Origin of the sequence: Nocardia asiatica NBRC 100129, assembly GCF_000308415.1 — a bacterium.
Classification (GTDB): domain Bacteria; phylum Actinomycetota; class Actinomycetes; order Mycobacteriales; family Mycobacteriaceae; genus Nocardia; species Nocardia asiatica.
The window spans coordinates 1-20,399 of record NZ_BAFS01000281.1; the positions used below are offsets into that span (position 1 = coordinate 1).

The following is a 20,399-nucleotide window of genomic DNA, read 5'->3' on the forward strand; positions in this document are numbered from 1 at the left end:
CAAGCACCCGGCAGCCCCGCCCCCAACGCGCCACGCGCCACAGACCCGAACCAAGCACCCGGCAGCCCGGCGTCGTCAACGAACACGAACCAGGCGGCGTCGAACACGGCCGTGTCGAACGCGGCGGGCGCGAACCAGGCGAACGGCCCTGCTGGCCGGACGGACTCACCGACAGCCGCCGCAGCGGAACCCGGCGCTTCGCCGGAGCAGCGCGCGGGCTCGGCACAGCGGTCCGCGCCGACGCCCGGCGCGCCGAGCGGCCCGAAGCCCCCAACCCCGGACAATCGGACGACCCAGCCCGGACCTACCAATTCTCCAGCGGCCCGGACCTCCGGGGCGCCGAGCGCACCCGGTGGCGCGACCGTCCAGGGCACACCTGCTTCGAGTCCAGCCGGAAGTGGAAAAGGCGCGGCGCCGAACACCCCTGAGGGCAACGCACCCAGCTCGGCAGTAGCCGGGGCACCGACCGGCACCGGTCAACCGAACCCCCCGGCGCCCGGCACTGCCACGCCGCCCGGCACTGCCACGCCGCCCGGCACTGCCACGCCGCCCAGAACTGCTCCAGCCCCCGGCACTGCCCCAGCGCCCGGCTCTGCCCCAGCGCATGGCGCTGCCTCAGCGCCCGGCTCTGCCACGTCGCCTAGAACTGCCTCAGCGCCCGGCTCTGCCTCAGCGCCCGGCTCTGCCCCAGCCCCCGGCACTGCCCAAGCCCCCGGCACTGCCCCAACCCCCGGCACTGCCCCAGCCCCCGGCACTGCGCCGGTGACCCAACCAGCCGGGAAGTCCCCTGTCGCCCAGCCCGCAGCCAGGCCGCAGGCACCGGCTCCCTCCGGCTCAGCCGCTCCGAACGCGCCGGGCAGCAAGGGTGCCACACCTTCCGGCCCAGCCGTTCCCGGCACGGCGAACCCCGCGTCGGCGAATGCCGGCGGCGAACCAGCCCGCTCCGGCGCGGACACGTCCGAAGCGGGTCAGCCACCTGCCGCCGATGCGAAGACGGCGGCGGATCGACCGAAGCAGCAGGAAACCGGCGGCGCCACGCCGCGGACCGGCTCCGCACCGGACGGATCCGCCGCGGCGCGCACCGTGGTGATCAAGCGGGATCAGCTGCCCAGCTCTACCCAGAACTCCGCGCCCACCGCGGGCGGTCCCCCGGCGGGAGACGCGGCAGCACAGCCGAACCAGCCCGCGAAAGACCAGGCAGCGCCCCAGTCCGGCACGAAAGCAGGACCGGCGGCCGCAGCAGGCGCCGCAGCAGTCTCGAAGCCCGGCGCAGCGCCCGGGACCGGTGCGAGCGGCAAGACCGCGGGAGATACCGCCGCGCCCGGCGCCGCTGATTCCGAAGCCGAGACCGCGGCGATCCCGCAGGACGGTCCGGTAGGCGGAGAATCCGCGACCGTCGTGATGCGCAGGCCGCAGCCGCCGGCGGGCCCTGGAGCGCCCACGGCCGACAGATCCGCCTCGGGCGACGAACAGAACCCGCCCGGTTCGGACGACGTGACGATGGCGATGCGGGTGGTGGACCCGGACGACGCGAAGACCATGGCGCTGCCCATCCAGCGCCCCGCCGACGGCGGCAGGCCGGGCACCGATCGCGTGGTCGCGTCACCGGCGGGACCGGTTCCGGTCACGAAGCCGCCGAGCACGCCGCGCCCCGCTTCCGGGCCGAAGCAGCCCGGACCACATGGCCCCTCGGCGCCGCCGCAGCACGGCCCGGGAGTCGAGGAGACCCGCCCGTCGCCGCCGCGCGCGCCAGGCAGGCCGCGTCCGGTGGCTACCGCGCCGTCCCCCGCGGATGTCCAGCAGACCGTGCCCGCGCAATCGATGTCCGGTCCACGCGCGCCGCAAACGCGGCCCGTCGCGCCTCCGCAGCGGATCGCCCCGGCCTCGCAATCCGGTGCCGGGGCCTCCGCCAGCGGTGCGGGCGGGTCCAACCGCAAGCTGATCATGGCCGGTGCCGCGGGAGCGCTGGTGATCGCGCTCGTCGCGGTGATCGTGGCGCTCGTCACGATGTCCGGGGAGGATTCCCCCGAGACCCAGGTGCGCACCGCGATCACCAGCTACACCGACGCACTGCGGACCGGCGACCTGGACGCGCTGCGCTCCTCCACCTGCGGTCCGCTGCACGACTTCTATCAGGGCATCCCGAGCGACCAGTTCGCCGGCGTGCACAAGCTGTCGGTCGAGCGCAAGAACATTCCGGTGGTGGACAGCATCGACGCGATCCGGATCACCGACGAGACCGCGATCGCCCAGGCCACGGTCTACACCGACGCCGACCCGGCGAAGCGGTCCGCACGCACCTTCGACCTGCAGCGCACCGACGACGGATGGAAGGTTTGCGACCCGCCCTCCAGCACGCAGTAAACGCCCGGCGGCGTCATAGCGGACAAGTATCGATGCCGGTCGCGCGCGTCACATAGATCTGGTCAATGGTCCGGCTCGGCAGTAGCATGGCCCGGATCATGAGCAGGGAGCAGACGATGGCGCGGCCGGATGTCGATCTCGTTCCGGTGACGCGCACCGGACAGCGATTCCGGGTGCGCGACCACTACGAAGTCGGCCGGGAGAAAGTCCGGGAGTTCGCCCGCGCGGTGCAGAATCACCACGCGGCGCATCAGCGCGAGGGCGACGCGCGCGCGCTCGGTCATCCCGGGATCGTCGCGCCGCCGACCTTCGCCTCGGTGATCGGGATGACCGCGACCAGGGCGCTGCTCGACTCGGTGCTCACCGAGTACGACCTGTCCCAGTTCCTGCAGACCGACCAGGTCTTCGAGATCTACCGGCCGATCCTGGCCGGTGACCGGGTGCGCAGCGAGATCATCATCGAGTCGATCCGCCAGTTCGGCGACAACGACTTCATCGTGGTGCGCTTCACGCTGAGCAACCAGCACGGCGAGGTCGCCATCGTCGGGTCGACCACGATCGTCGCGCGCCGCGGCGTCGAGGTCGACGCGGGCCTGAACGACGTGGTCGAGAACATCATGATGCACGGGCGTCCGGTCGAATCGGCCCAGGCCGGCGACGATATCGCCCGCAGCGGCGCGCTGGTGCCGCTCGGCGTCAGCCCGCTGGTCGAGCCGGACGGGCACGAGATCGCGCCGGTGCGCACACTGCCCGCGTTCGACGAACTCGCCCCGGGCGACCAGCTGCCCGTCGGCGCCTTCCGGCTGACGCGCGGCGACCTGGCGAACTACGCGGGCGTGTCCGGCGACGCCAACCCGATCCACTTCAGCGAGCACGCCGCACAGCTGGCCGGGCTGCCGACCGTGGTCGCGCACGGCATGCTGACCATGGGTCTGGCCGGCGGCTACCTCACCGACTGGCTGGGTGACCCGACCGCCATCCGGAAGTTCAGCGTGCGGTTCTCCGGCTTCGTCCCGGTCGCCGCCGACGCGGCGAGCACGGTTGAGTTCACCGGCAAGGTCAAGTCGCTCGACTCGGCCACGCGTACCGCGACGATCCAGCTCGGCGGCTCCGCCGAGGGACGCAAGCTGTTCGGTCGCGCCGTGGCCGAAGTCCGGCTCCGCTAGTTAGCTGGATCGGAGCTATTCGGTGAAGACCGAGTGCATCAGGTAGACGTTGTAGTCGCTCCAGGTCGACATGGTGAAATAGAAGTCCGATCCCGATGACCAGGGGTGGATGAACCCGCCGTAGAGCTCCGGATAGCTCAGCACGGACACCGTCGGGGTGCTCTGCGACCACACGCCCTGCGGTGTGTCCGACTCACGGACGACGATGGCGGCCTTGGTCGTGTCCAGATAGCTCATCTGCCAGACGTTCCGGGCGGCGTCGTAGCGCACGGACAGTTCACCGGCGGGACCGTCCACGATCGGCGTGGCCGAGGAGAATCCGCCGACCGGGGTCCACGCGCCGTCGCGCCAGTACTGGTAGGCAGTGGTGTTGAGCAGCTGGTCCTGGGCCACCCTGGCCAGGCCGACCGCGCCGAGCCGGGTGTTGGGCGTGCCGAACATGTACACGTAGCCGCCGTGCGGGACCATCGCGCTCACCTGGAAGTTCGCCAGGCCGAAGATGTTGTCCCAGCGGGCGTGCGGGTCCTTCGTCCAGGTCTGGCCGTGGTCGTCGGAGTAGGCGATGCCGCCGTAGTTGGTGAAGAACGTGCCCGGGAGGCTGTTCCAGGTCCGGATCGACATGTAGCTCAGGTACTGTCGCTCGCCGAGCGCGAATCCCGAGGTGGGAATGGTGGTGACCTCGACGTTGTCGAGCTTGCGGCTGGAGAGCACCTCGGCCGCGTGGCAGCGGTCGTCGGTGACCATCCGGTCGAAACTCACCCCGTCGGCGAGGTCGCGGTCGGTGCTGAAGGCGAGCACGTTGCTGCGCCAGTCCAGGCCCATGCCGCCCGGTGGATGGAAGCCGCGCCCGACGGTGTCGCCGAACGCGGCCGCGATCTCGCCCGGCGCGCTCTCCCACATGATGCCGAGGTCGGTGCCGTCCACCTGCCACCGCTTGTCGGTGCGGTTCACCGAGTTCGCGCCGGTCAGCTTCGCCACCTCGCGGGCGGGACTCAAGCGCGGAGCGGGCCGGGCGGGCGACTGCGCCGCGGGTTCGACCGGCGGCTGCACCGGCGCCGGAGGCGGCGGCACCGGGCCCGGGTCCGGTCCGGGGCCGGGAATCGCGAAGTGGAAAGGTTTCGGGTTCAGCAGGATCTCCGGGATTCCCAGCTGGGCGGCAAGGCCGGGTGGCGCACCGGGCAGATCGGTGAGATCCGGGCAGGGGTTGGCGCACGGGTCCGGCGGAAGCTCCATCCGGGTTCGGTTCGGCGCCGGGTCCGGTAACTGCGGCGGGAGCACGGTGACCACCGGATAGGGAATCGGCACCTCCAGCGTCTTCGGCACCAGAGGCTCGTGGGTGGCCACCGGATCGGTCGCGCAAGGGCCCACTCCCGCAGGGCTGTCGGCCGCTTCGGGCGTGGCGGCGGCGGGCCCATCGGTGTAGACCAGCATTCCCGCGCCGACGACGACCGCCCCGACTGCGGCCAGCATTCGCATCGCCATAGCAAACCCCTCGAAATCCGTTGCGGACACGAACCTTGCGGACACGAACCAGCGGAACGACCCTACCCCGTTCGCCTTTGCGACACGGGCCGTCCGACACGCTGAACCAAGAGGAATTCACTCCGGCGCACCGGCCGATCCGGGAGCAGGATGGAAGGCGTGACCAAGTCAGTACTCCGCGTCGTACCGGTGATCGGGGTGGCGCTGCTGGCGGCCGGAGCGAGCGGGCTCGGGCCGTCGGCGGCGTCCGCCGCCACGCCCCCGGCCGCCGCGATCGCCGGACCGCACGAAGACCATCCGATCCCGCACAATCGGTCCGGCCCCAAGGGCGAGAGCGAGCGCCCGGAGGAAACCGACGAGCGGACGCGGAAGATCTACACCAATTGCGACCAGGTGCGCGCGGAGGGCGCCGGGCCGCTGTATCGCGGGCAGCCCGGCTTCAACGCGCATCTGGATCGCGACGGCAACGGGATCGCCTGCGACTAGCGCAACGCCTGGAAGGTCAGGATCGTCGCGCCGATGCGGATCTGATCGCCGTCGGCCAGCAGCGCGCCGCTGTCGATCGGATCTTCGTTGACGAAGACGCCGTTGGCCGAGTGCAGGTCCTTGATGAGCAGGCCCGCGCGGCTCGGCATGATGTGCGCGTGGTAGCGGCTGGCCCGCGGGTCGTCCAGCACCAGGTCGTTGTCGGTCATCCGGCCGATCCGCAGACCGCCCTGGGCGATCGCCACCGCACGGCCGTCCGGCAGGCGCAACTGCCCGCTGCGCACGGCGCGCGGCATCTCGGTGACCGTCTCGGTCATCGCCGCGGCCAAGCGCTCGACCTGACGGAGTTCGACCGTGCTCAGGGGCTCCTGCCGCAGCACGCGCTGCTCCAGGTCGACCAGCGCCGGTCCCGGGTCGATGCCCAGTTCGTCGGCGAGCACCCCGCGCACCTTGCGGCACGCCTCCAGCGCGTCCGCCTGGCGGCCGGACAGATACAGGGCGGTGATCAACTGCCCCCACAGCGGTTCGCGCAGCGGGTGCTCGGTGGTCATCGCCACCAGCTCGCCGATCACGGAGGACGCGCGCCCGCAGGCGATCTCGGCGTCGATCCGGGCCGAGGCGGCCAGCAGCCGCTCCTCGTCCATGGCGGTGGCGAAACCGTCGGCGAACTGCAAACCGGCCAGATCGGCCAGCGCCCGGCCGCTCCACTCGCGCAGCGCGGAGCCGAACAACTGCGCCGCCCCGGCGTGATCGCCCGCCTCGGCCGCGCGAGTGCCCGCGTCCCGGGCCGCCTCGAAACGTCCGAGATCGCAGGCGGTCTCGTCGATCTCCAACCGGTAGCCCGAGGATTCGGTGCGCAGCACCGCCGCCGGGTCGACACCGGAGTTCCGCAGCGCCTTGCGAATGTTGGAGACGAAGACCTGCAAGCTCGCGGCATAGGAGTCGGGTGGTTCCTCGTTCCACACCAGATCGGCGAGCGCGGCCGAGGACACCGCACGCCGCCGATTCACCGTGAGCGCGGCGAGCAGAGCTCGCGGTTTGGGCCCGCCGACAGCCACCGGTTCACCACCGACGAGCAGTCGAACGGGCCCGAGCACGCGCACATCCAAACTCATGCGCACCAAGCCCCTGACGGGTGTACCAGGGTCAGGCGCTGATCGAGCGTCCGGCGGAGTGCAGGTCGTTGCACGCCTCGACCACCCGCGCCGCCATCGAGGCCTCGGCCTTCTTCAGGTAGCTGCGCGGGTCGTAGGTCTTCTTGTTGCCCACTTCGCCGTCGATCTTCAGCACGCCGTCGTAGTTGGCGAACATGTGGCCGGCGACCGGGCGCGTGAACGCGTACTGGGTGTCGGTGTCGACGTTCATCTTCACCACGCCGAAGCGCAGGGAGTCCTCGATCTCGGACTTCAGCGAGCCGGAACCGCCGTGGAAGACGAAGTCGAACGGCTGTGCGTCGGCGGCGAGGCCGAGCTTGGCCGCGGCGACGCGCTGGCCCTCGGCGAGCACCTCCGGCTTGAGCACGACATTGCCCGGCTTGTACACCCCGTGCACGTTGCCGAAGGTCGCCGCGAGCAGGTACTTGCCGTTCTCGCCTGCACCGAGCGCGTCGATGGTCTTCTGGAAGTCCTCCGGCGAGGTATAGAGCTTTTCGTTGATCTCGGCTTCGACGCCGTCCTCTTCACCGCCGACGACACCGATCTCGACCTCGAGAATGATGTTCGCCGCGTGCGTGGCCTTCAGCAGCTCCTTCGCGATCTCGAGGTTCTCGTCGATCGGGATCGCGGAGCCGTCCCACATGTGCGACTGGAACAGCGGGTTCTGCCCGGCGTTGACCCGCTCCTGGGAGATGGCCAGCAGCGGCCGGACGAAGGTGTCCAGCTTGTCCTTCGGGCAGTGGTCGGTGTGCAGCGCGATGGTCACGTCGTACTTGGCCGCGACCACGTGCGCGAACTCGGCCAGCGCGACCGCGCCGGTGACCATGTCCTTCACACCCTGGCCGGAACCGAATTCCGCGCCGCCGGTGGAGAACTGGATGATGCCGTCGCTGCCCGCGTCCGCGAAACCCTTGATGGCCGCGTTGATCGTCTCCGACGACGTGCAGTTGATGGCCGGGAAGGCGAAGGAGTTGGCTTTGGCCCGACCGAGCATCTCGGCGTAGACCTCCGGAGTCGCGATGGGCACAGTAAGACCTCCGTGTTGTGCGGCAAAGACCTATTTTGTCAGCCCTTACCCTAAGGCAGCAGTGTTTCGCCTGGTATGCAGGGAGGCCGCGCGCAGGTGACCCATCGGTAATTTTGCGCACAGCGCGAGCATTCTCAGGCGGAGCCGGTACTGTGGGGCCGGTAATTTGCGCTGGCAGCTTCCGACGCGGTGGCAAGCGAATGCAGGCCAGCCGTATCGGGACAGGAGGCCACGTGATTCTGCAGGCAGCGACAGAATCGGTGACGAGCAACCTCGCGCTTACCGAGTTGCTCGATCCGATGCACCTGCTCACGGAGACGTGGCTGAAGAACGCGGTGCTGCCGGCGATCCTGGTGATCGTCTTCATCGAAACCGGTTTGCTGTTTCCTATCCTGCCCGGCGATTCGCTGCTGTTCACCGGCGGCTTGCTCGCCGCGCAGCCGAATCCGCCGGTGTCGATCTGGGTGCTGGTGCCGGCCACCGTGGTGGTCGCGTTCGCGGGCGACCAGTGCGCCTACTGGATCGGACGGGCGATCGGGCCCGCGCTGTTCCACAAGGAGGACACCCGCTTCTTCAAGAAGCACTACGTCACCGAGACGCACGAATTCTTCGAGAAGCACGGGCCCAAGACGATCATCCTGGCCCGCTTCGTGCCGATCGTGCGCACCTTCATGCCGGTGCTGGCGGGCGTCTCCAAGATGGACTACCGCAAGTACGTCGCGTTCGACATCGTCGGCGCACTGCTCTGGGGCGGCGGCGTGACGGTGCTCGGCTACTTCCTGGGCAACGTCGCGTTCATCCGCGACCACGTCGAGGCGATCTTCCTGCTCATCGTGTTCCTGTCGATTCTGCCCGGCATCAGCGCCGTGGCGAAGAAACTGATGAGCCGCCGCGGCGGCCCGGCGGCCGAGGAGCCGGCCGAGGCCGAGCTGACCGTGTCGACCAGCGAGCCCACCCGCTGAGCCGGTGCGGACCGAATCGTCGCCCCTAGCCGTGGGCAGTTTCGATCCTCTGCTGTCGGCGGGCCCCGCGCTCGTCTGGACAGTGGTGCTGACCTTCGTCTTCCTCGAATGCGCTGTGATCCTCGGGTTGTTCCTGCCCGGTGACTCGATGCTCATCACCGCGGGCATCGTGATGGCGTCGCACGCCTCCGGTGAGGCGCACGTGTGGGCGCTGTCGCTGGGCGCGATGGTCGCGGCCATCGCGGGCAACCAGGTCGGCTACGTGATCGGCCACCGCACGGGGCAACATCTGGTCGCGCGGAAGAACGGCAGATACATCAACGTCCGCAACCTGCAACGGGTCGCGGAATTGCTGCACCGGCACGGATTCGTCGCGGTGCTGATCGCCCGCTGGATTCCCTGGGTGCGCACGCTGTGCCCGTCGGTCGCGGGCGCGGCGCGGATGGACCACCGCAAGTTCACCGTGGCCAGCACCATCGGCGCGATCGTCTGGGCGCCGGTGCTGTTGCTCATCGGCTACTACGCGGGCAGCTTCCTGCAGCGCGTGCCCTGGCTGATGCCGATCGTGGTCGGCACGCTGGTGGTGGGACTGATCATCGGGACGGTGCTCGGCGTGCGGCACTACCGCCAGGAGATGTCCCAGCCCGCCGAGGATTTCTCGCTGGAGACCAGCCCGAGCGTGATGCTGGATTCGGAGAGCTGACCCAGGTCACAGGCCGGCGGCGCTGACCTGGAAGGCGGCCTCCATGAGCAGCCAGCCGGACAGCTGCACGCTCATGTCGCGTTCGGGCACTTTCGACGGGACCACCGATCCGCCCGCGGTGAAATGACCGGCTCCCGCGCTGCCGCCGGGCAGCTGCGCGGGTTTGCTCCAGTCGTGCCCGAACAGCGGCTCGCCCTCGACCTGCAGCCGGTTGGCCCAGGCCGCCGCGGCGGACGCGTGGACGATCGCGGCGGCCGCCCGGCGGTCGGCGACCTGTTCGGCGTCCTCGCCGGGCAGCATCACCGCCACCAGCGCCAGATAGCGGGCCAGGATGCCGTTGAACAGTCCGCCGTCGCCGCCACCGCCGCCGTTCACCACTCCCCCGGTGGTCATGTGCTGCTCGACGGCGGCGAGCAGCCGATGCACCCGTTCGGTGTGCCTGGGCTCCCCGGTCTGCACGGCCAGTTCGGTTTCCAAGGCGAGCACGACGCCCTGGCAATAGCTGAACACCGGACGCTCGATCGTGCCGGAGGGCAGATGGATGCCGTCCAGGATCAATCCGGTCTCCGGATCGCGCAGCGTCGCGTCCAACCAGTCCGCCATCTCCTGCGCGCGCTGGATCCGCCCGAGCCGCAGCAGCGCGATCGCGGCGGGACCGTTCGCGGGCGCGTTGAAATAGTCCGAGCCGATGCGCCAGGGCAGACCGCCGCCGACCTGCGGCTGCCAGCCGTCGTGCAGTTGCTTCTCCAGCGCCGCCAAGGCGCTGCGCACGTCGGCACCCTGGGTGCGCTCGGCGCGTTCGAGGGCGATGGCCAGCCACGCCATGTCGTCGTAGTACCGGTTGGTCCATCCGGTGATATTGCGGATGCGGTGCGAGCGCGCCAGCGCGGCGATGCGTCTGCGACGCTGCGGAGTGGGCGCCCGATTCGCGGCGTCGACCGCGCAATCGATGAGGTGTGACTGCCACCAGTAGTGCCAAGAGCCGAAGACCCGCTCGCGCCGGGTGGCCGGCCAGCCGACCACGCCCAGCTCCGTGCCAGGCAACGCCCACAGCGCCCGCAAGTGCCGCGAGACGACCGCCGATTCGGCCATGTCGGCGCGTTCGGACCACAGCGTCGCGGGCGCGACGCCATCCCGGCCCGCCGACGCGCGGCCGGGCGGAAGCGGTGCCGCGGAGCCTTTTTCGGCGTGCTCTGCGCGCGGCACCTCGATATCGTCGCTCCGCGAGGTCATGAATCAATGGTGCCAGGCCAGAACGGATTTACGCGCCCGATTTGTTACGAAAGCGATGTGAAATCGTGCCGGTGCGCTTCAGCACAGGAAGATCTCCTGTTCACACGGCCGACGGAGTCGCCGGGAGACTCACCACGCCTCGGTCAGATCGGCGTGTTGCCGGACCCAGGTGTGCATGGCGATTCCCGCGGCCACGCCCGCGTTGATACTGCGGGTGGAGCCGAACTGCGCGATGGACACCGTCATGGCGGCGGCCTGCTTGGCGTGGTCGGTGACGCCGGGCCCTTCCTGGCCGAACAGCAGCAGGCACGCGCGCGGGAGCGTGACCGTCTCCAGCGGGACCGAGCCGGGCACGTTGTCCACAGCGACCACCGTCAGCCCGGCGCCCGCACTGAACGCCAGCAGCTCGCCGATCTCGGCGTGGTGACGAATGTGCTGGTAGCGGTCGGTCACCATGGCGCCGCGCCGATTCCAGCGCCGCCGGCCCACGATGTGCACTGCCGCGGCGGCGAAGGCGTTGGCGGTGCGGACCACCGTGCCGATGTTGGCGTCGTGGCCGAAATTCTCGATCGCGACATGGAACGGATGCCTGCGCCGGTCGATGTCGGCGACGATGGCCGCACGGCTCCAGTACCGGTACGCGTCCACCACGTTGCGGCGATCGCCGCCGGCCAGCAGCTCCGGATCCAGGCGCGGGTCATCCGGCGGCGGCTCGGCGTGCTCGCTCGCCCACGGGCCGACGCCGTTCGGGTGCTCGCCCCACTCCGTGGGCCCGGGTAGGTCCTGCTCCGACGCGTCCGGCACTGGATGACTCACCCCGACGATGCTAATTCCGGCCGCCGCGCCCGCGCCGGGTGGCTCAGTAGCTCGACGAGCTGCCCGCGAACGCGCCGACCAGGCCGAGCACCACGAACAACGCGACGAACAGCAAGCTCAAGCACAGCAGCGCGGTCGCGATGATGCCGCAGATGTACCCCGCGTTGACGTTCCCCCTGCCGCCGATGGTTCCGCCGGAGGAATCGATCTCGTTGAGCGCCCGCTTGCCCATCACCCAGGCGAAGGGTCCTGCGAGCTGGCACAGCACCAGGCTCAAGATGCCCAGGATCAAGATCGTGGTGGCTTGCGGATGGTCCTGGGGTCCGTAGGCGCCATAGGCTGAGTAGCCGTACGGCGGCGGCTGCGGCGGGTAGCTCATCAGCAGGATCGTAGTAGGTGTAGCCCGCTACACCACACTTACGGCGGACAGCTCCATCGAATCCCGGAACCCGCGCGACGACCATGGAATCCATGACCGAGACACACGCCGAACCGACCCTCGTGCTCGACCCGCCGCGCGCGGCCGAACCACCGGAGCACATGCTGCGCACGGTGTTGCTCGCGCCGGTGCGCGCGCGGTTCTGGAAGGAACTGGTCTACCTGCTCACGGTTTTCGTGCTCGGCTGCGTTGCCGTCGCCTATTTGTTCGTCGGCTTCGGGGGCGGGTTGTATCTCGCGATCACCATCGTCGGCCTGCCGGTCCTCGCACTGGTGCTGCTCGGTGGACGGGTATGGGGCCGCGTCTACCGCGCGCTGGGCAAGGACCTGCTCGGTATCGCCGTCACGCCGCCCGCGCCCTTCGCGCCCGCGCCCGGCCTGATCGGATTCCTCAGAAGCGCTTTCACCGATCGCGTGAGCTGGCGTGTGGTTGCGTTCCTGCTGGCGCAGGCCGTGCTCGGCGTCGCGGTCGGATATCTGGTGCTCGTCGCGGTCGCGATGACGATGTTCACCGCTGTCTCGCCGCTCCCGTGGGCGCTGATCCACCCGACCAACGTCGACGACAACGGTGTCGAGCACCAGTCCATGGTCCAATTCGGCGATTTCTATCTCGACAGCTGGCCGAAGGTGCTCGGGTTCGCGCTGATCGGCGTGCTGGGCTGCCTGGCGCTGCCCTGGCCGGTGCGCGCCGTCTGCTGGTTGCACCGGCTGCTGACCATCGCCCTGCTCGGCGCGACGGCTCGTGACCGCCGGGTGACCGAGCTGCAGGAGAGCAGGCGCACCGCGGTCGAGGACGCCACCGCGACGCTGCGCAGACTGGAACGCGACCTGCACGACGGCACGCAGGCGCGACTGGTCACCATCGCGATGGCGCTGGGCCGGGCCGAGGACCGGCTCGCGGCGGGCGCGGACCCCGGCGACTTGATCGCGGACGCGCACGCGAGCTCCAAGGAGGCGCTGACCGAGCTGCGCGAGCTGGTGCGCGGAATCCACCCGCCCGCATTGGAGTTGGGGCTCGAACCGGCCCTGGAGACGTTGGCGGCGCGCTGCTCGGTGCCGGTGCAGCTGCGGGTGCGCCTGCCGGAACGACCGAGCCCCGCCATCGAGGCGATCGCGTACTTCTCGGTGGCCGAGCTGCTGACGAACGTGGTGCGGCACGCGAACGCCACCGGCGCGTGGATCTCGGTGCTGCCGGGCGACCGGCGAACCATCGTGGTGACGGTGCGCGACAACGGGATCGGCGGCGTGGTGGAGCCCGCGGCGGGCGCGCCCGGCGCGGGGAGCGGATTGTCCGGCCTCGCGGTGCGGGCCCGCACCGTCGACGGGACGCTGACCGTGCGGAGCCCGGCGGGCGGACCGACCGTGGTGACCATCCTGCTGCCGCTGGCGGGGTCGCGATGAGCGACGGACTGCGCGTCGTGATCGCCGAGGACAGCGCCATCCTGCGCGACGGACTGGCCGGGCTGCTCACCGAACGCGGCCACGAGGTGGTCGCCATGGTCGGCGACGCGACCGCCCTCGCCGACGTGGTCGGCACGCACCATCCCGACGTCGCCGTGGTGGACGTGCGGATGCCCCCGAGCTACACCGACGAGGGATTGCTCGCCGCCATCGAGCTGCGCCGCAAATACCCGACGACCGGCGTGCTGGTGTTCTCCCAATGGGTCGAGACCCGCTACGCCACCGAACTGCTGGCCGGCGGCGCCGGCGGCGTCGGCTACCTGCTCAAGGACCGGGTCGCCGACGTACGGGACTTCGTGGACGCGCTGCACCGCGTGGCGACCGGCGGCACCGCGCTCGACCCGGAGGTGGTGAGCCAACTGATGGGCGCCTCACGCCAGCAGGATTCGCTGGCCCGCCTCACCCCGCGCGAACGCGAGGTGCTCGAGCTGATGGCCCAGGGTCTGTCCAACAACGCCATCGCCGCGGCCCTGACCGTCACCGAACGCGCGGTGGAGAAGCACATCGGCAATATCTTCCTCAAGCTCGACCTCCCGCCCTCGGAGACCCATCACCGCCGTGTCCTGGCGGTTTTGCGACTCAAGGGCTGACGAAGCTGTGGTTCGGCGGCCCGCTGTGCCAGACTGGCCGCAACGCGGTATCCGTGCGGGGAGGGGAGGAAGCGATGACCGTCGACGTGAACTGGCCTGATCATCTGCTGACCCTGGAGGACTGGATCGCGCTGCCGGAGGACAGCAGCCGTAATTACGAGCTCGTCGAGGGGGTTCTGGTCGTGTCACCGAAACCGGTGTCGCAACATCAGCGCGCTGTCTTGCGGCTGGGCGCGCAATTGGAACCGCAACTGCCCAGCACCCTCGGCGTGCTGGCCGATACCGAAGTGTTGATCGACGCGGGCCCTCTGCCGACCGTGCGGGTCCCGGACATCCTCGTGGTGCCCGAAGCGGGCATCGAGGCCAACCTGCCGCGCTATGCCGCGGCCGACGTGCTGCTCGCCGTGGAAGTTCTGTCGCCGGGTTCACGTCGTACCGACCGCGTGACGAAATTCTTCGAGTACGCCGAGGCCGGTATCGAGTACTACTGGCTGATCGACCTCGACAAGCCCACGAGCCTTGCCGCCTATCACCTCATCGACCGGGATTACGAACTGGTCGCCGAGCAGGCCGGCACAGTGACACTCGACATCGCCGGAACCCCGATTACGGTCGATCTTGCCGCGCTGACCAGCAGCCGCGTGCGCTCATAGCGCCGCCCACCGGCTACGCCGGGCCTATCCTGGAGTTCTGGCACTCGGGGTGGAGGCTGGCATGGAACACGAGCGGATACTGCGCACGGTGCTCGGGGTGACCGCCGGGTATCTGATCCTGCTCGCGTTGTGGCTGGGCTGGGTGGTGCATCGCACGCCGCCGGGGACCGTGCCGTATCAGATCGTGGCGTTGGTCGGCTTGTTCGGCTCGTGTGTGGGCATCGGGATGATGCTGGCCGCCCGGCCGTCCAAGGCGGATCGCCGATTGTGGCGGCACGGCTTGGAGGGCTGGGCCACCGTGGAGGGTGTGCATCCGCTGCAGCGCACCGACCATCACACCGAACTCACCGAGCTGGATCTGGAACTGACCGTGCCCGGTTCGGAAAGCTATCGGGGCACAGTCGTTTTCGATGCCACCCCGGCCGACAAACCCCGGCTCGCGGTCGGCGAGATCCTCTCCATCCGCGTCGACCCGGCGAATCGGGATCGCATCATTCTGGTGCTGTGACCACCGGCTTGACGTGCGCTTTCGGGTCGGCGAGCAGATACTGCGCGGCCGCGTAGGTCGCCAGGATCACCCCTTCGGTCACCCGGCGGGACCGCGGACCGCGCGCGAACAACCGCCGCAGCACGATGAGCCCGTCCGAGACGGTGAACAGCAGCGCGCCGACGCCGAGGCGACTGCGCGGATCAGCGCCTGGAATATTCACGCCCGCAACATTTTTCGCGACGCGCGCCAGCGCAGGGTCGGACGCCAGCACGGCAGCGGCGCCCAAGGTGACGCCGTAAGCGGTCAGCGGTGCGGCCACCGAGGGCGCCTTCCTGCGCAGCAGCCCGGTCGCGCCCAGCCAAGCGGCCAACCGCGGAAGGGCGACCCCCGCCGTGGGCCTGCCGCCCATCCGCCACCACAGCGTGGCGTAACCCGCCTGCATAATCGCGAACGACGACGCGCCCGCGATCAGCCTGCGATCGTCGTCCGGGTCGATGAGCAGGATGTCGCCCACGGTGGCCGCGCCGAGCGAACCGATCAGCACGGTGCGCTCGCTCGACGGCAGTTCCCTGCCCTCGGTCACCACGTCGGCCGCCAGCAGCGGCATCAGCAGCGGCTTCGCGATCCACTGCGCCTTCTCCCGTCCGGTGACGGCGCCGTAGACGGTGACCGCCGCCGCCGCGAGATACCCGGCTCGGAACGGGCGCATCGGCTAGAAGCTCGGCTCGGCGGGCGCGGGGGGCAGCGTGACGACCTGGCCCGCGTAGCTCAAACCCGCTCCGAAGCCGAGCAGCAGCGCCGTCTGACCGCCCTTCGCCTTGCCGGTGACCAACATCTCCTCGATGGCGAGCGGAATCGACGCGGCCGAGGTGTTGCCGGTGTTCTCGATGTCGTTGGCCATCGGGATCTCCTCGGCCAGGCCGAGGTTCTTCTTCATCAGCTCGTTGATCCTGGCGTTGGCCTGGTGCGGGACGAAGACCTCGATGTCCTCCTTGGCCACGCCGGACACCTCGAGCGCGGTGGACAGCGCGCGCGGCAGCGTGACCGCGGCCCAGCGGAACACGCGCGGGCCTTCCATCCGCAGCGACATCCGCCCGACGGGGTCCACCGCCGGGTCTGTGCCCTGCATGGCCTGCGCCCGCTGCATGTACTCGAGGAAGTCGATGTCCTGCATGATCGCGGCGGCGTTCTCGCCGTCGCTGCCCCAGACGGTCGGTGAGATGCCGTTCTCGTCGCTCGGGCCGACCACCACCGCGCCCGCTCCGTCACCGAAGATCATCGCGGTGCCGCGGTCGGTGGGATCGAGCCCCACGGTCATCGTCTCCGCACCGATGAGCAGGACGTACTCGGCGGAGCCGGACCGGATCATGTCGGCGGCCACGCCCAGGCCGTAGCCGAAGCCGCCGCAGCCGGAGGTCAGGTCGAAGGCGGGGATTCCGTTCATCCCGATGTCGTAGGCCACCTGCGGAGCACCGTGCGGGGTGAGGGTCAGCCAGCTGGACGTGGCCAGGATGAGAGCGCCGATCTTGGACCGGTCGACGCCGCTGTTGACGATCGCCCGCTCACCCGCCGCCGCGGCGATCGACCGGAGCGTTTCGTCACCGCTGATCCAGCGCCGGTTGCGGACGCCGGTGCGCTCGTAGATCCACTCGTCGGTGGAATCCAGGACCTCGCAGACCTCGGCGTTGCTGACCAGGCGTCTGGGTCGGTAAGCGCCGATTCCGAGCATCGCAACGTTGTCGCGGTTTCTGTTGACTGCAATGCTCACCACTGGTGACTCACACGACCCTTCACCTTCGAAGACTTCGATCCTCGTCCAGGCTATCCCAGGGCGAGATCCTTGAGGCCGAGGATCGACCGGTACTCCAGTCCCTCCGCGGCGATCACCTGGTCGGCGCCGGTTTCCCGGTCGACGACGGTGGCGACGCCGACCACGGTAGCGCCCGCCGCGCGCAGCGCTCGCACCGCGGTCAAGGGGGAGTTCCCAGTGGTGGTGGTGTCCTCCACGACCAGCACCCGTTTACCGGCGATGTCGGGGCCTTCGATCTGGCGCTGCATGCCGTGTGACTTGGCGGCCTTGCGCACCACGAACGCGTCGATCGGGCGGCCGGGCGCGTGCATGACGGCCAGCGCCACCGGGTCGGCGCCCATGGTCAAACCGCCGACGGCGTCGAAATCCCAGTCCGCGACGAGTTCGCGCAACAGCTTGCCGATCAGCGGGCCCGCACCGTGGTGCAAGGTGGCGCGGCGCAGGTCGACGTAGTAGTCGGCCTCTTTGCCCGAGGACAAGGTCACTCGGCCGTGCACCACGGCGAGCTCACGCACCAGGGCGGCCAACCTGTCCCTGTCGTTGGTTATCACGTCGATCATGTCTAAGTCCTTCCGCGTGCGTCGAACAGCCCGCGATTGAGCCGGGCCCCGAGGGTTCGCGGGATCATTCCGGCGACGGTGGTGAGCGCTTTGTACTGCATACCGGGCACGCTGAGCACCCGGCCCTTCTCCAGATCACGCAGTGAGCCGGCGACTACCCGGTCGACGCTCAGCCACAGCGCTCTCGGCAGCGAGGACATCTCGATGCCGGCTCGCTGGTGGAATTCCGTGCGGACGAATCCCGGGCACAGGGCTTGGACCCGTACTCCGGTTCCGGCCAGTCCCCCTGCCAACCCTTCGGTGAAGGATACGACGTATGCCTTGGAGGCCGAATACGTCGACCCACGTCCGGGGATCAAGCCTGCCACGCTGGCCACGTTGACGACGCACCCGTTCGCCGCGGCGATCATCGGCGGCAAGGCGGCCCTGGTGAGCCGCATCACCGACGTGACGTTGACGTCCAGCTGTGCCTGGAGCTGCTCGGGCGGAACGGTCCAGAACTCCCCCGAGTGCGCGAAACCGGCGTTGTTGACGAGGAACTCGACCCCGTCGGCCAGCCGGGCCGCGACCTGCTCGCGGTCGGGCGCCCGCGCCAGATCCGCGACGATCAGCTGCGAGCGAGTGCCGAAGCGATGCTCCAGGTCGGCCGCGAGAGCCGCGAGTCGCTGCTCGTCCCGGGCGGCCAGCACCAAGTCGTAGCCGAGGGAGGCCAGCCGAGTGGCGTAGCCGTGGCCGATGCCCGAGGTCGGCCCGGTGATCAAAGCCACAGGGCGGGTGGCGCCGGGCAGCCTGGGATGTGGATGCTCGGTCATGACAGCGCGATCGATCGCAGTCGCGCGGACCCGACTGCGGTGGGCGCGCGGCCGGTCACTTCGGCACGGGTCCCTGATAGGGGCGGAATCCGGGATGGAACGGTCCGCCGGGCGGATCGGACTGTCGCCGTTGCGATTCGGCGTCCGGCCTGCCCTCGGCGGCGCGCTCCTCGCGCTCCTCCCGCGGCCGGGCCTGCTCGTCCGCGCGCCCACGGGCGCGTGCCTTCGGCACGACGGCGAGCGAAGGGCGGCGCGCCGGTTCCGATTCCTCGGCGTGGTCGTCGGCGTAGGAGTCCGCGCCGGGCCGTTCGGCGTCCTCGTCCTCTTTGCGCGGGCGCGGGCGGTCGGCGTCGTCCTCGGCGTTCTCGCCACGCTGCCGATCGCGGGGGCGCGGCCGGCTCACCTCGTGCGCGCCGTCCGAGCGCGGCTCGCTGACCGGCGGCAGCACGTGCAGCAGGCCGGACAGGCGCAGCACCGCATCGATCGCGCCTTCCCAGTCCTTCGAGGTGGTGCCGACCGACAGCATGCCCAGCGTCCAGTTGCCCTCGCTCCAGAGCATCTGCACGGTGTCCGACAGCGCCTCGATGAAGGCGACCATGCGCTGATCGACGGCGTGCCTCGCGATTTCGGGATTGGTCGCGAACACCACGCGGTCACCGATGGCGCCGAGCAATTCCAGGTCGTGGTCCTTGGGCGGAGCGGCCGTCTTCAACCGCATGTCCACGTCGATATCCGAGCCGATCTGGCGGCGCACCGCGACCAGCGTCGCGGCGTCCTCCAGGTCGAACAGCACGAACTTCTCGCCCTTGCGAATGCCGGAGACCACGTCGACCGCGGAGAGATAGCCGAGTTTGGCCAGCGCGCCGCGCCGCCAAGTGGACGGCAGCGCGGGTTCAACGGACACGTAGGTATAGCCCTGCGACTTCGCCCAGACCTGTCGCGCGTGACCGGTCCGCTGCCGCTGGAGCCGATCGAAATACAGCAGCACGATCGCGCCCACGAGCGCGATCGCCGCCAACCCGAACCACATTGCCGTCATCGTCGCCTAGCCTAATAGGCCCGGCCGGACATGGTCCGTCATTACCCCCGCGCCGGGCCGAGCGAAAGACGAGCAGCCGTCGATCCCGCTTGACGGGCGCGTGCGCGGGCGGCGCACGGCACGGCTCATCGTCCGCCGCCGGGCAGCGAGGTACCGATGATGATCTTGGCCTGAATCGAGCCGTCCGGCGCCTTGTCGCCCTGGATCAGCACCAGTTCGCCGGGGGCGAGATCGGACACCTTGCTGCCCGACAACGCGATCACCTGGGTGCTCGCGTCGGTGCGCACCGTGATGGTGTCGCCCGTCACCGAACTCACCGTCAAGGTGCCCCCGTCGTTGGCCGTGACGGTGCCCATCGTCGTGCCGAGCCCCTCGACATCGCCGAGGCCGGGCAGGCCGGGCAGCCCGCTGGGCGGGGTGGGCGGCGCGGTCCTGGTCCCGGGCAGCGACCGCGTCGTCACCGGCGCGGTCGAGGCCGCGGTGTCCGTGGAATCGGAATCGCCGCTGCCCAGCAGGACGCCCGCGACGACCCCGATCGCACCGATCAGCAGCACGACGCCGAGGGCCAGGGCGATCCACAGGCCGGTGTTGCGCCGGGGCGGTTGCGGCGGTCCACCGGGCGGTGCCACGCCGCCGGGCGGCGCGGCCGTCGCCTGCCACTGATCGCCGCTGTTCTGATAAGTCGTCCACTGGGAGTCGTAGGACGGGAACTCGCGCGTCGCGTTCGGCCCCGGCGGACCCCATGATCCGTACTGCTCCGTGGGCGGATAGGCCGACGGCGCGCCGCTGCCGTACGCCTCCAGGTACTCCGTGGTGTGCGTCGGGTCCCCGTACCCGGACTTGCCCGGACCCAGGTGTTCGGTCGGCGCATCCTCCGGCCGCTGCCCCCATGGATCGTTCGGGTTGGTCATGGGTTCCAGCGTAGGCTCTCTCCCTTCCACCGCGCCCGCGCCTCCGGCAGCGGTGTGGAATTACTTCCCCCACCACGAGATCCGAGCGGCTCGAGCAGGAGGCGGTCCGCTCCGGGTCGTCATGCCCGGAACGGACCGCTTGCCGCACGCGGCGAAGACGCGCGAACATCACCCGCGCACGGCGCTCGCCGGGCTCACCGCACAGCGCTCGCCGGGCTCACCGCCCGACGATCAGGCCGTCG

22 protein-coding genes are annotated in these 20,399 nt (G+C 70.0%); 10 read left to right on the forward strand and 12 right to left on the reverse strand.

The genetic code is table 11. The features are described from left to right. The 3 genes from ON27_RS44365 to ON27_RS27380 form a co-directional block, all read left to right on the forward strand. The coding region (locus ON27_RS44365; RefSeq protein WP_218003042.1) for a hypothetical protein at positions 1 to 428 on the forward strand (428 nt) is incomplete at its 5' end. A gap of 334 nt (positions 429 to 762) precedes the next feature. Continuing rightward, positions 763 to 2,364, forward strand: a complete 1,602-nt coding sequence (locus ON27_RS44930; protein ID WP_245560201.1) for an Rv0361 family membrane protein — start codon at positions 763 to 765, stop codon at positions 2,362 to 2,364. 98 nt (positions 2,365 to 2,462) lie between these two features. Beyond that, positions 2,463 to 3,530 (forward strand): fused (3R)-hydroxyacyl-ACP dehydratase subunits HadA/HadB, encoded by a 1,068-nt coding sequence (locus tag ON27_RS27380; RefSeq protein ID WP_043734022.1) that lies wholly within the window; start codon positions 2,463 to 2,465, stop codon positions 3,528 to 3,530. A 15-nt stretch (positions 3,531 to 3,545) separates the two neighbouring features. Here ON27_RS27380 and ON27_RS27385 read toward each other — a convergent pair whose 3' ends face one another. Further along, on the reverse strand, positions 3,546 to 5,012 hold the full coding sequence (locus ON27_RS27385) for a glycoside hydrolase family 183 protein (RefSeq protein ID WP_043733997.1): 1,467 nt from the start codon (positions 5,010 to 5,012) through the stop codon (positions 3,546 to 3,548). A gap of 159 nt (positions 5,013 to 5,171) precedes the next feature. Here ON27_RS27385 and ON27_RS27390 point away from each other — a divergent pair, with 159 nt between their 5' ends. After that, a complete protein-coding gene (locus ON27_RS27390) occupies positions 5,172 to 5,498 on the forward strand; it encodes an excalibur calcium-binding domain-containing protein (protein ID WP_245560210.1) in 327 nt (108 codons plus the stop codon). Here the strand turns inward: ON27_RS27390 and ON27_RS27395 are convergent. Both ON27_RS27395 and fbaA read right to left on the reverse strand, forming a co-directional pair. Then, on the reverse strand, positions 5,495 to 6,613 hold the full coding sequence (locus ON27_RS27395) for a BTAD domain-containing putative transcriptional regulator (RefSeq protein WP_043734024.1): 1,119 nt from the start codon (positions 6,611 to 6,613) through the stop codon (positions 5,495 to 5,497). The two genes, ON27_RS27390 and ON27_RS27395, sit on opposite strands and share 4 nt — an antisense overlap. Before the next feature lie 31 nt (positions 6,614 to 6,644). Further along, complete coding sequence (gene fbaA, locus ON27_RS27400; RefSeq protein WP_043734000.1) at positions 6,645 to 7,679, reverse strand: class II fructose-bisphosphate aldolase; 1,035 nt, start codon at positions 7,677 to 7,679, stop codon at positions 6,645 to 6,647. 299 nt (positions 7,680 to 7,978) lie between these two features. Here fbaA and ON27_RS27405 point away from each other — a divergent pair, with 299 nt between their 5' ends. Beyond that, positions 7,979 to 8,641 (forward strand): DedA family protein, encoded by a 663-nt coding sequence (locus tag ON27_RS27405; RefSeq protein WP_051047038.1) that lies wholly within the window; start codon positions 7,979 to 7,981, stop codon positions 8,639 to 8,641. Positions 8,642 to 8,645: 4 nt separating this feature from the next. Next, entirely contained in the window at positions 8,646 to 9,344 is a 699-nt protein-coding gene (locus ON27_RS27410) for a DedA family protein (RefSeq protein WP_043734003.1), read from the forward strand. Positions 9,345 to 9,350: 6 nt separating this feature from the next. Here ON27_RS27410 and ON27_RS27415 read toward each other — a convergent pair whose 3' ends face one another. The 3 genes from ON27_RS27415 to ON27_RS27425 form a co-directional block, all read right to left on the reverse strand. Beyond that, positions 9,351 to 10,436 carry a glycoside hydrolase family 76 protein gene (locus ON27_RS27415; RefSeq protein ID WP_043734026.1) on the reverse strand — a complete coding sequence of 362 codons (1,086 nt, stop codon included), beginning with the start codon at positions 10,434 to 10,436 and terminating at the stop codon, positions 9,351 to 9,353. Positions 10,437 to 10,706: 270 nt separating this feature from the next. Beyond that, a complete protein-coding gene (locus ON27_RS27420; RefSeq protein ID WP_051047036.1) occupies positions 10,707 to 11,393 on the reverse strand; it encodes a TrmH family RNA methyltransferase in 687 nt (228 codons plus the stop codon). A 43-nt stretch (positions 11,394 to 11,436) separates the two neighbouring features. After that, a complete protein-coding gene (locus tag ON27_RS27425) occupies positions 11,437 to 11,772 on the reverse strand; it encodes a hypothetical protein (RefSeq protein ID WP_043734006.1) in 336 nt (111 codons plus the stop codon). A gap of 92 nt (positions 11,773 to 11,864) precedes the next feature. On the opposite strand from ON27_RS27425, the gene ON27_RS27430 reads away from it, so the two are divergent. The 4 genes from ON27_RS27430 (at position 11,865) to ON27_RS27445 (ending at position 15,043) form a co-directional block, all read left to right on the forward strand. Further along, entirely contained in the window at positions 11,865 to 13,232 is a 1,368-nt protein-coding gene (locus ON27_RS27430) for a sensor histidine kinase (RefSeq protein ID WP_083887838.1), read from the forward strand. Beyond that, entirely contained in the window at positions 13,229 to 13,882 is a 654-nt protein-coding gene (locus ON27_RS27435) for a response regulator transcription factor (protein ID WP_051047037.1), read from the forward strand. Before ON27_RS27430 ends, ON27_RS27435 begins: the two co-directional genes overlap by 4 nt. Before the next feature lie 74 nt (positions 13,883 to 13,956). Then, the gene (locus tag ON27_RS27440) at positions 13,957 to 14,535 is read left to right on the forward strand and encodes a Uma2 family endonuclease (protein ID WP_043734008.1); all 579 of its coding nucleotides are present in this window, start codon (positions 13,957 to 13,959) and stop codon (positions 14,533 to 14,535) included. 61 nt (positions 14,536 to 14,596) lie between these two features. Then, on the forward strand, positions 14,597 to 15,043 hold the full coding sequence (locus ON27_RS27445; protein WP_043734011.1) for a DUF3592 domain-containing protein: 447 nt from the start codon (positions 14,597 to 14,599) through the stop codon (positions 15,041 to 15,043). Here ON27_RS27445 and ON27_RS27450 read toward each other — a convergent pair. The 6 genes from ON27_RS27450 to ON27_RS27475 all read right to left on the reverse strand — a co-directional run bounded on the left by ON27_RS27450 (position 15,027) and on the right by ON27_RS27475 (position 20,157). Further along, positions 15,027 to 15,734, reverse strand: coding sequence for a lysoplasmalogenase family protein (locus ON27_RS27450; protein WP_043734013.1), 708 nt, complete (start codon positions 15,732 to 15,734; stop codon positions 15,027 to 15,029). The two genes, ON27_RS27445 and ON27_RS27450, sit on opposite strands and share 17 nt — an antisense overlap. A gap of 3 nt (positions 15,735 to 15,737) precedes the next feature. Then, the gene (locus ON27_RS27455; protein WP_043734015.1) at positions 15,738 to 16,796 is read right to left on the reverse strand and encodes a beta-ketoacyl-ACP synthase 3; all 1,059 of its coding nucleotides are present in this window, start codon (positions 16,794 to 16,796) and stop codon (positions 15,738 to 15,740) included. Between the two features lie 50 nt (positions 16,797 to 16,846). Next, positions 16,847 to 17,395, reverse strand: coding sequence for an orotate phosphoribosyltransferase (gene pyrE, locus ON27_RS27460; protein ID WP_043699542.1), 549 nt, complete (start codon positions 17,393 to 17,395; stop codon positions 16,847 to 16,849). A gap of 2 nt (positions 17,396 to 17,397) precedes the next feature. Continuing rightward, a complete protein-coding gene (locus ON27_RS27465; RefSeq protein WP_043734017.1) occupies positions 17,398 to 18,207 on the reverse strand; it encodes an SDR family NAD(P)-dependent oxidoreductase in 810 nt (269 codons plus the stop codon). A 55-nt stretch (positions 18,208 to 18,262) separates the two neighbouring features. After that, a complete protein-coding gene (locus ON27_RS27470; RefSeq protein WP_043734018.1) occupies positions 18,263 to 19,237 on the reverse strand; it encodes a TtfA family protein in 975 nt (324 codons plus the stop codon). A gap of 134 nt (positions 19,238 to 19,371) precedes the next feature. Next, positions 19,372 to 20,157, reverse strand: coding sequence for a DUF5666 domain-containing protein (locus ON27_RS27475; RefSeq protein WP_043734019.1), 786 nt, complete (start codon positions 20,155 to 20,157; stop codon positions 19,372 to 19,374). Positions 20,158 to 20,399: the final 242 nt, after the last annotated feature.

Bases quoted from the DNA above. Each gene is read 5' to 3' on its own strand.
- ON27_RS27445 (WP_043734011.1), top strand. From the start codon at position 14,597: ATGGAACACGAGCGGATACTGCGCACGGTGCTCGGGGTGACCGCCGGG.
- ON27_RS27425 (WP_043734006.1), bottom strand. From the start codon at position 11,772: ATGAGCTACCCGCCGCAGCCGCCGCCGTACGGCTACTCAGCCTATGGC.
- ON27_RS27430 (WP_083887838.1), top strand. From the start codon at position 11,865: ATGACCGAGACACACGCCGAACCGACCCTCGTGCTCGACCCGCCGCGC.
- ON27_RS27405 (WP_051047038.1), top strand. From the start codon at position 7,979: ATGCACCTGCTCACGGAGACGTGGCTGAAGAACGCGGTGCTGCCGGCG.
- ON27_RS27470 (WP_043734018.1), bottom strand. From the start codon at position 19,237: ATGTGGTTCGGGTTGGCGGCGATCGCGCTCGTGGGCGCGATCGTGCTG.
- pyrE (WP_043699542.1), bottom strand. From the start codon at position 17,395: ATGATCGACGTGATAACCAACGACAGGGACAGGTTGGCCGCCCTGGTG.
- ON27_RS27440 (WP_043734008.1), top strand. From the start codon at position 13,957: ATGACCGTCGACGTGAACTGGCCTGATCATCTGCTGACCCTGGAGGAC.
- ON27_RS27415 (WP_043734026.1), bottom strand. From the start codon at position 10,436: ATGGCCGAATCGGCGGTCGTCTCGCGGCACTTGCGGGCGCTGTGGGCG.
- ON27_RS27450 (WP_043734013.1), bottom strand. From the start codon at position 15,734: ATGCGCCCGTTCCGAGCCGGGTATCTCGCGGCGGCGGCGGTCACCGTC.
- ON27_RS27465 (WP_043734017.1), bottom strand. From the start codon at position 18,207: ATGACCGAGCATCCACATCCCAGGCTGCCCGGCGCCACCCGCCCTGTG.
- ON27_RS27435 (WP_051047037.1), top strand. From the start codon at position 13,229: ATGAGCGACGGACTGCGCGTCGTGATCGCCGAGGACAGCGCCATCCTG.
- ON27_RS27380 (WP_043734022.1), top strand. From the start codon at position 2,463: ATGAGCAGGGAGCAGACGATGGCGCGGCCGGATGTCGATCTCGTTCCG.
- ON27_RS27395 (WP_043734024.1), bottom strand. From the start codon at position 6,613: ATGAGTTTGGATGTGCGCGTGCTCGGGCCCGTTCGACTGCTCGTCGGT.
- ON27_RS27475 (WP_043734019.1), bottom strand. From the start codon at position 20,157: ATGACCAACCCGAACGATCCATGGGGGCAGCGGCCGGAGGATGCGCCG.
- ON27_RS27385 (WP_043733997.1), bottom strand. From the start codon at position 5,012: ATGGCGATGCGAATGCTGGCCGCAGTCGGGGCGGTCGTCGTCGGCGCG.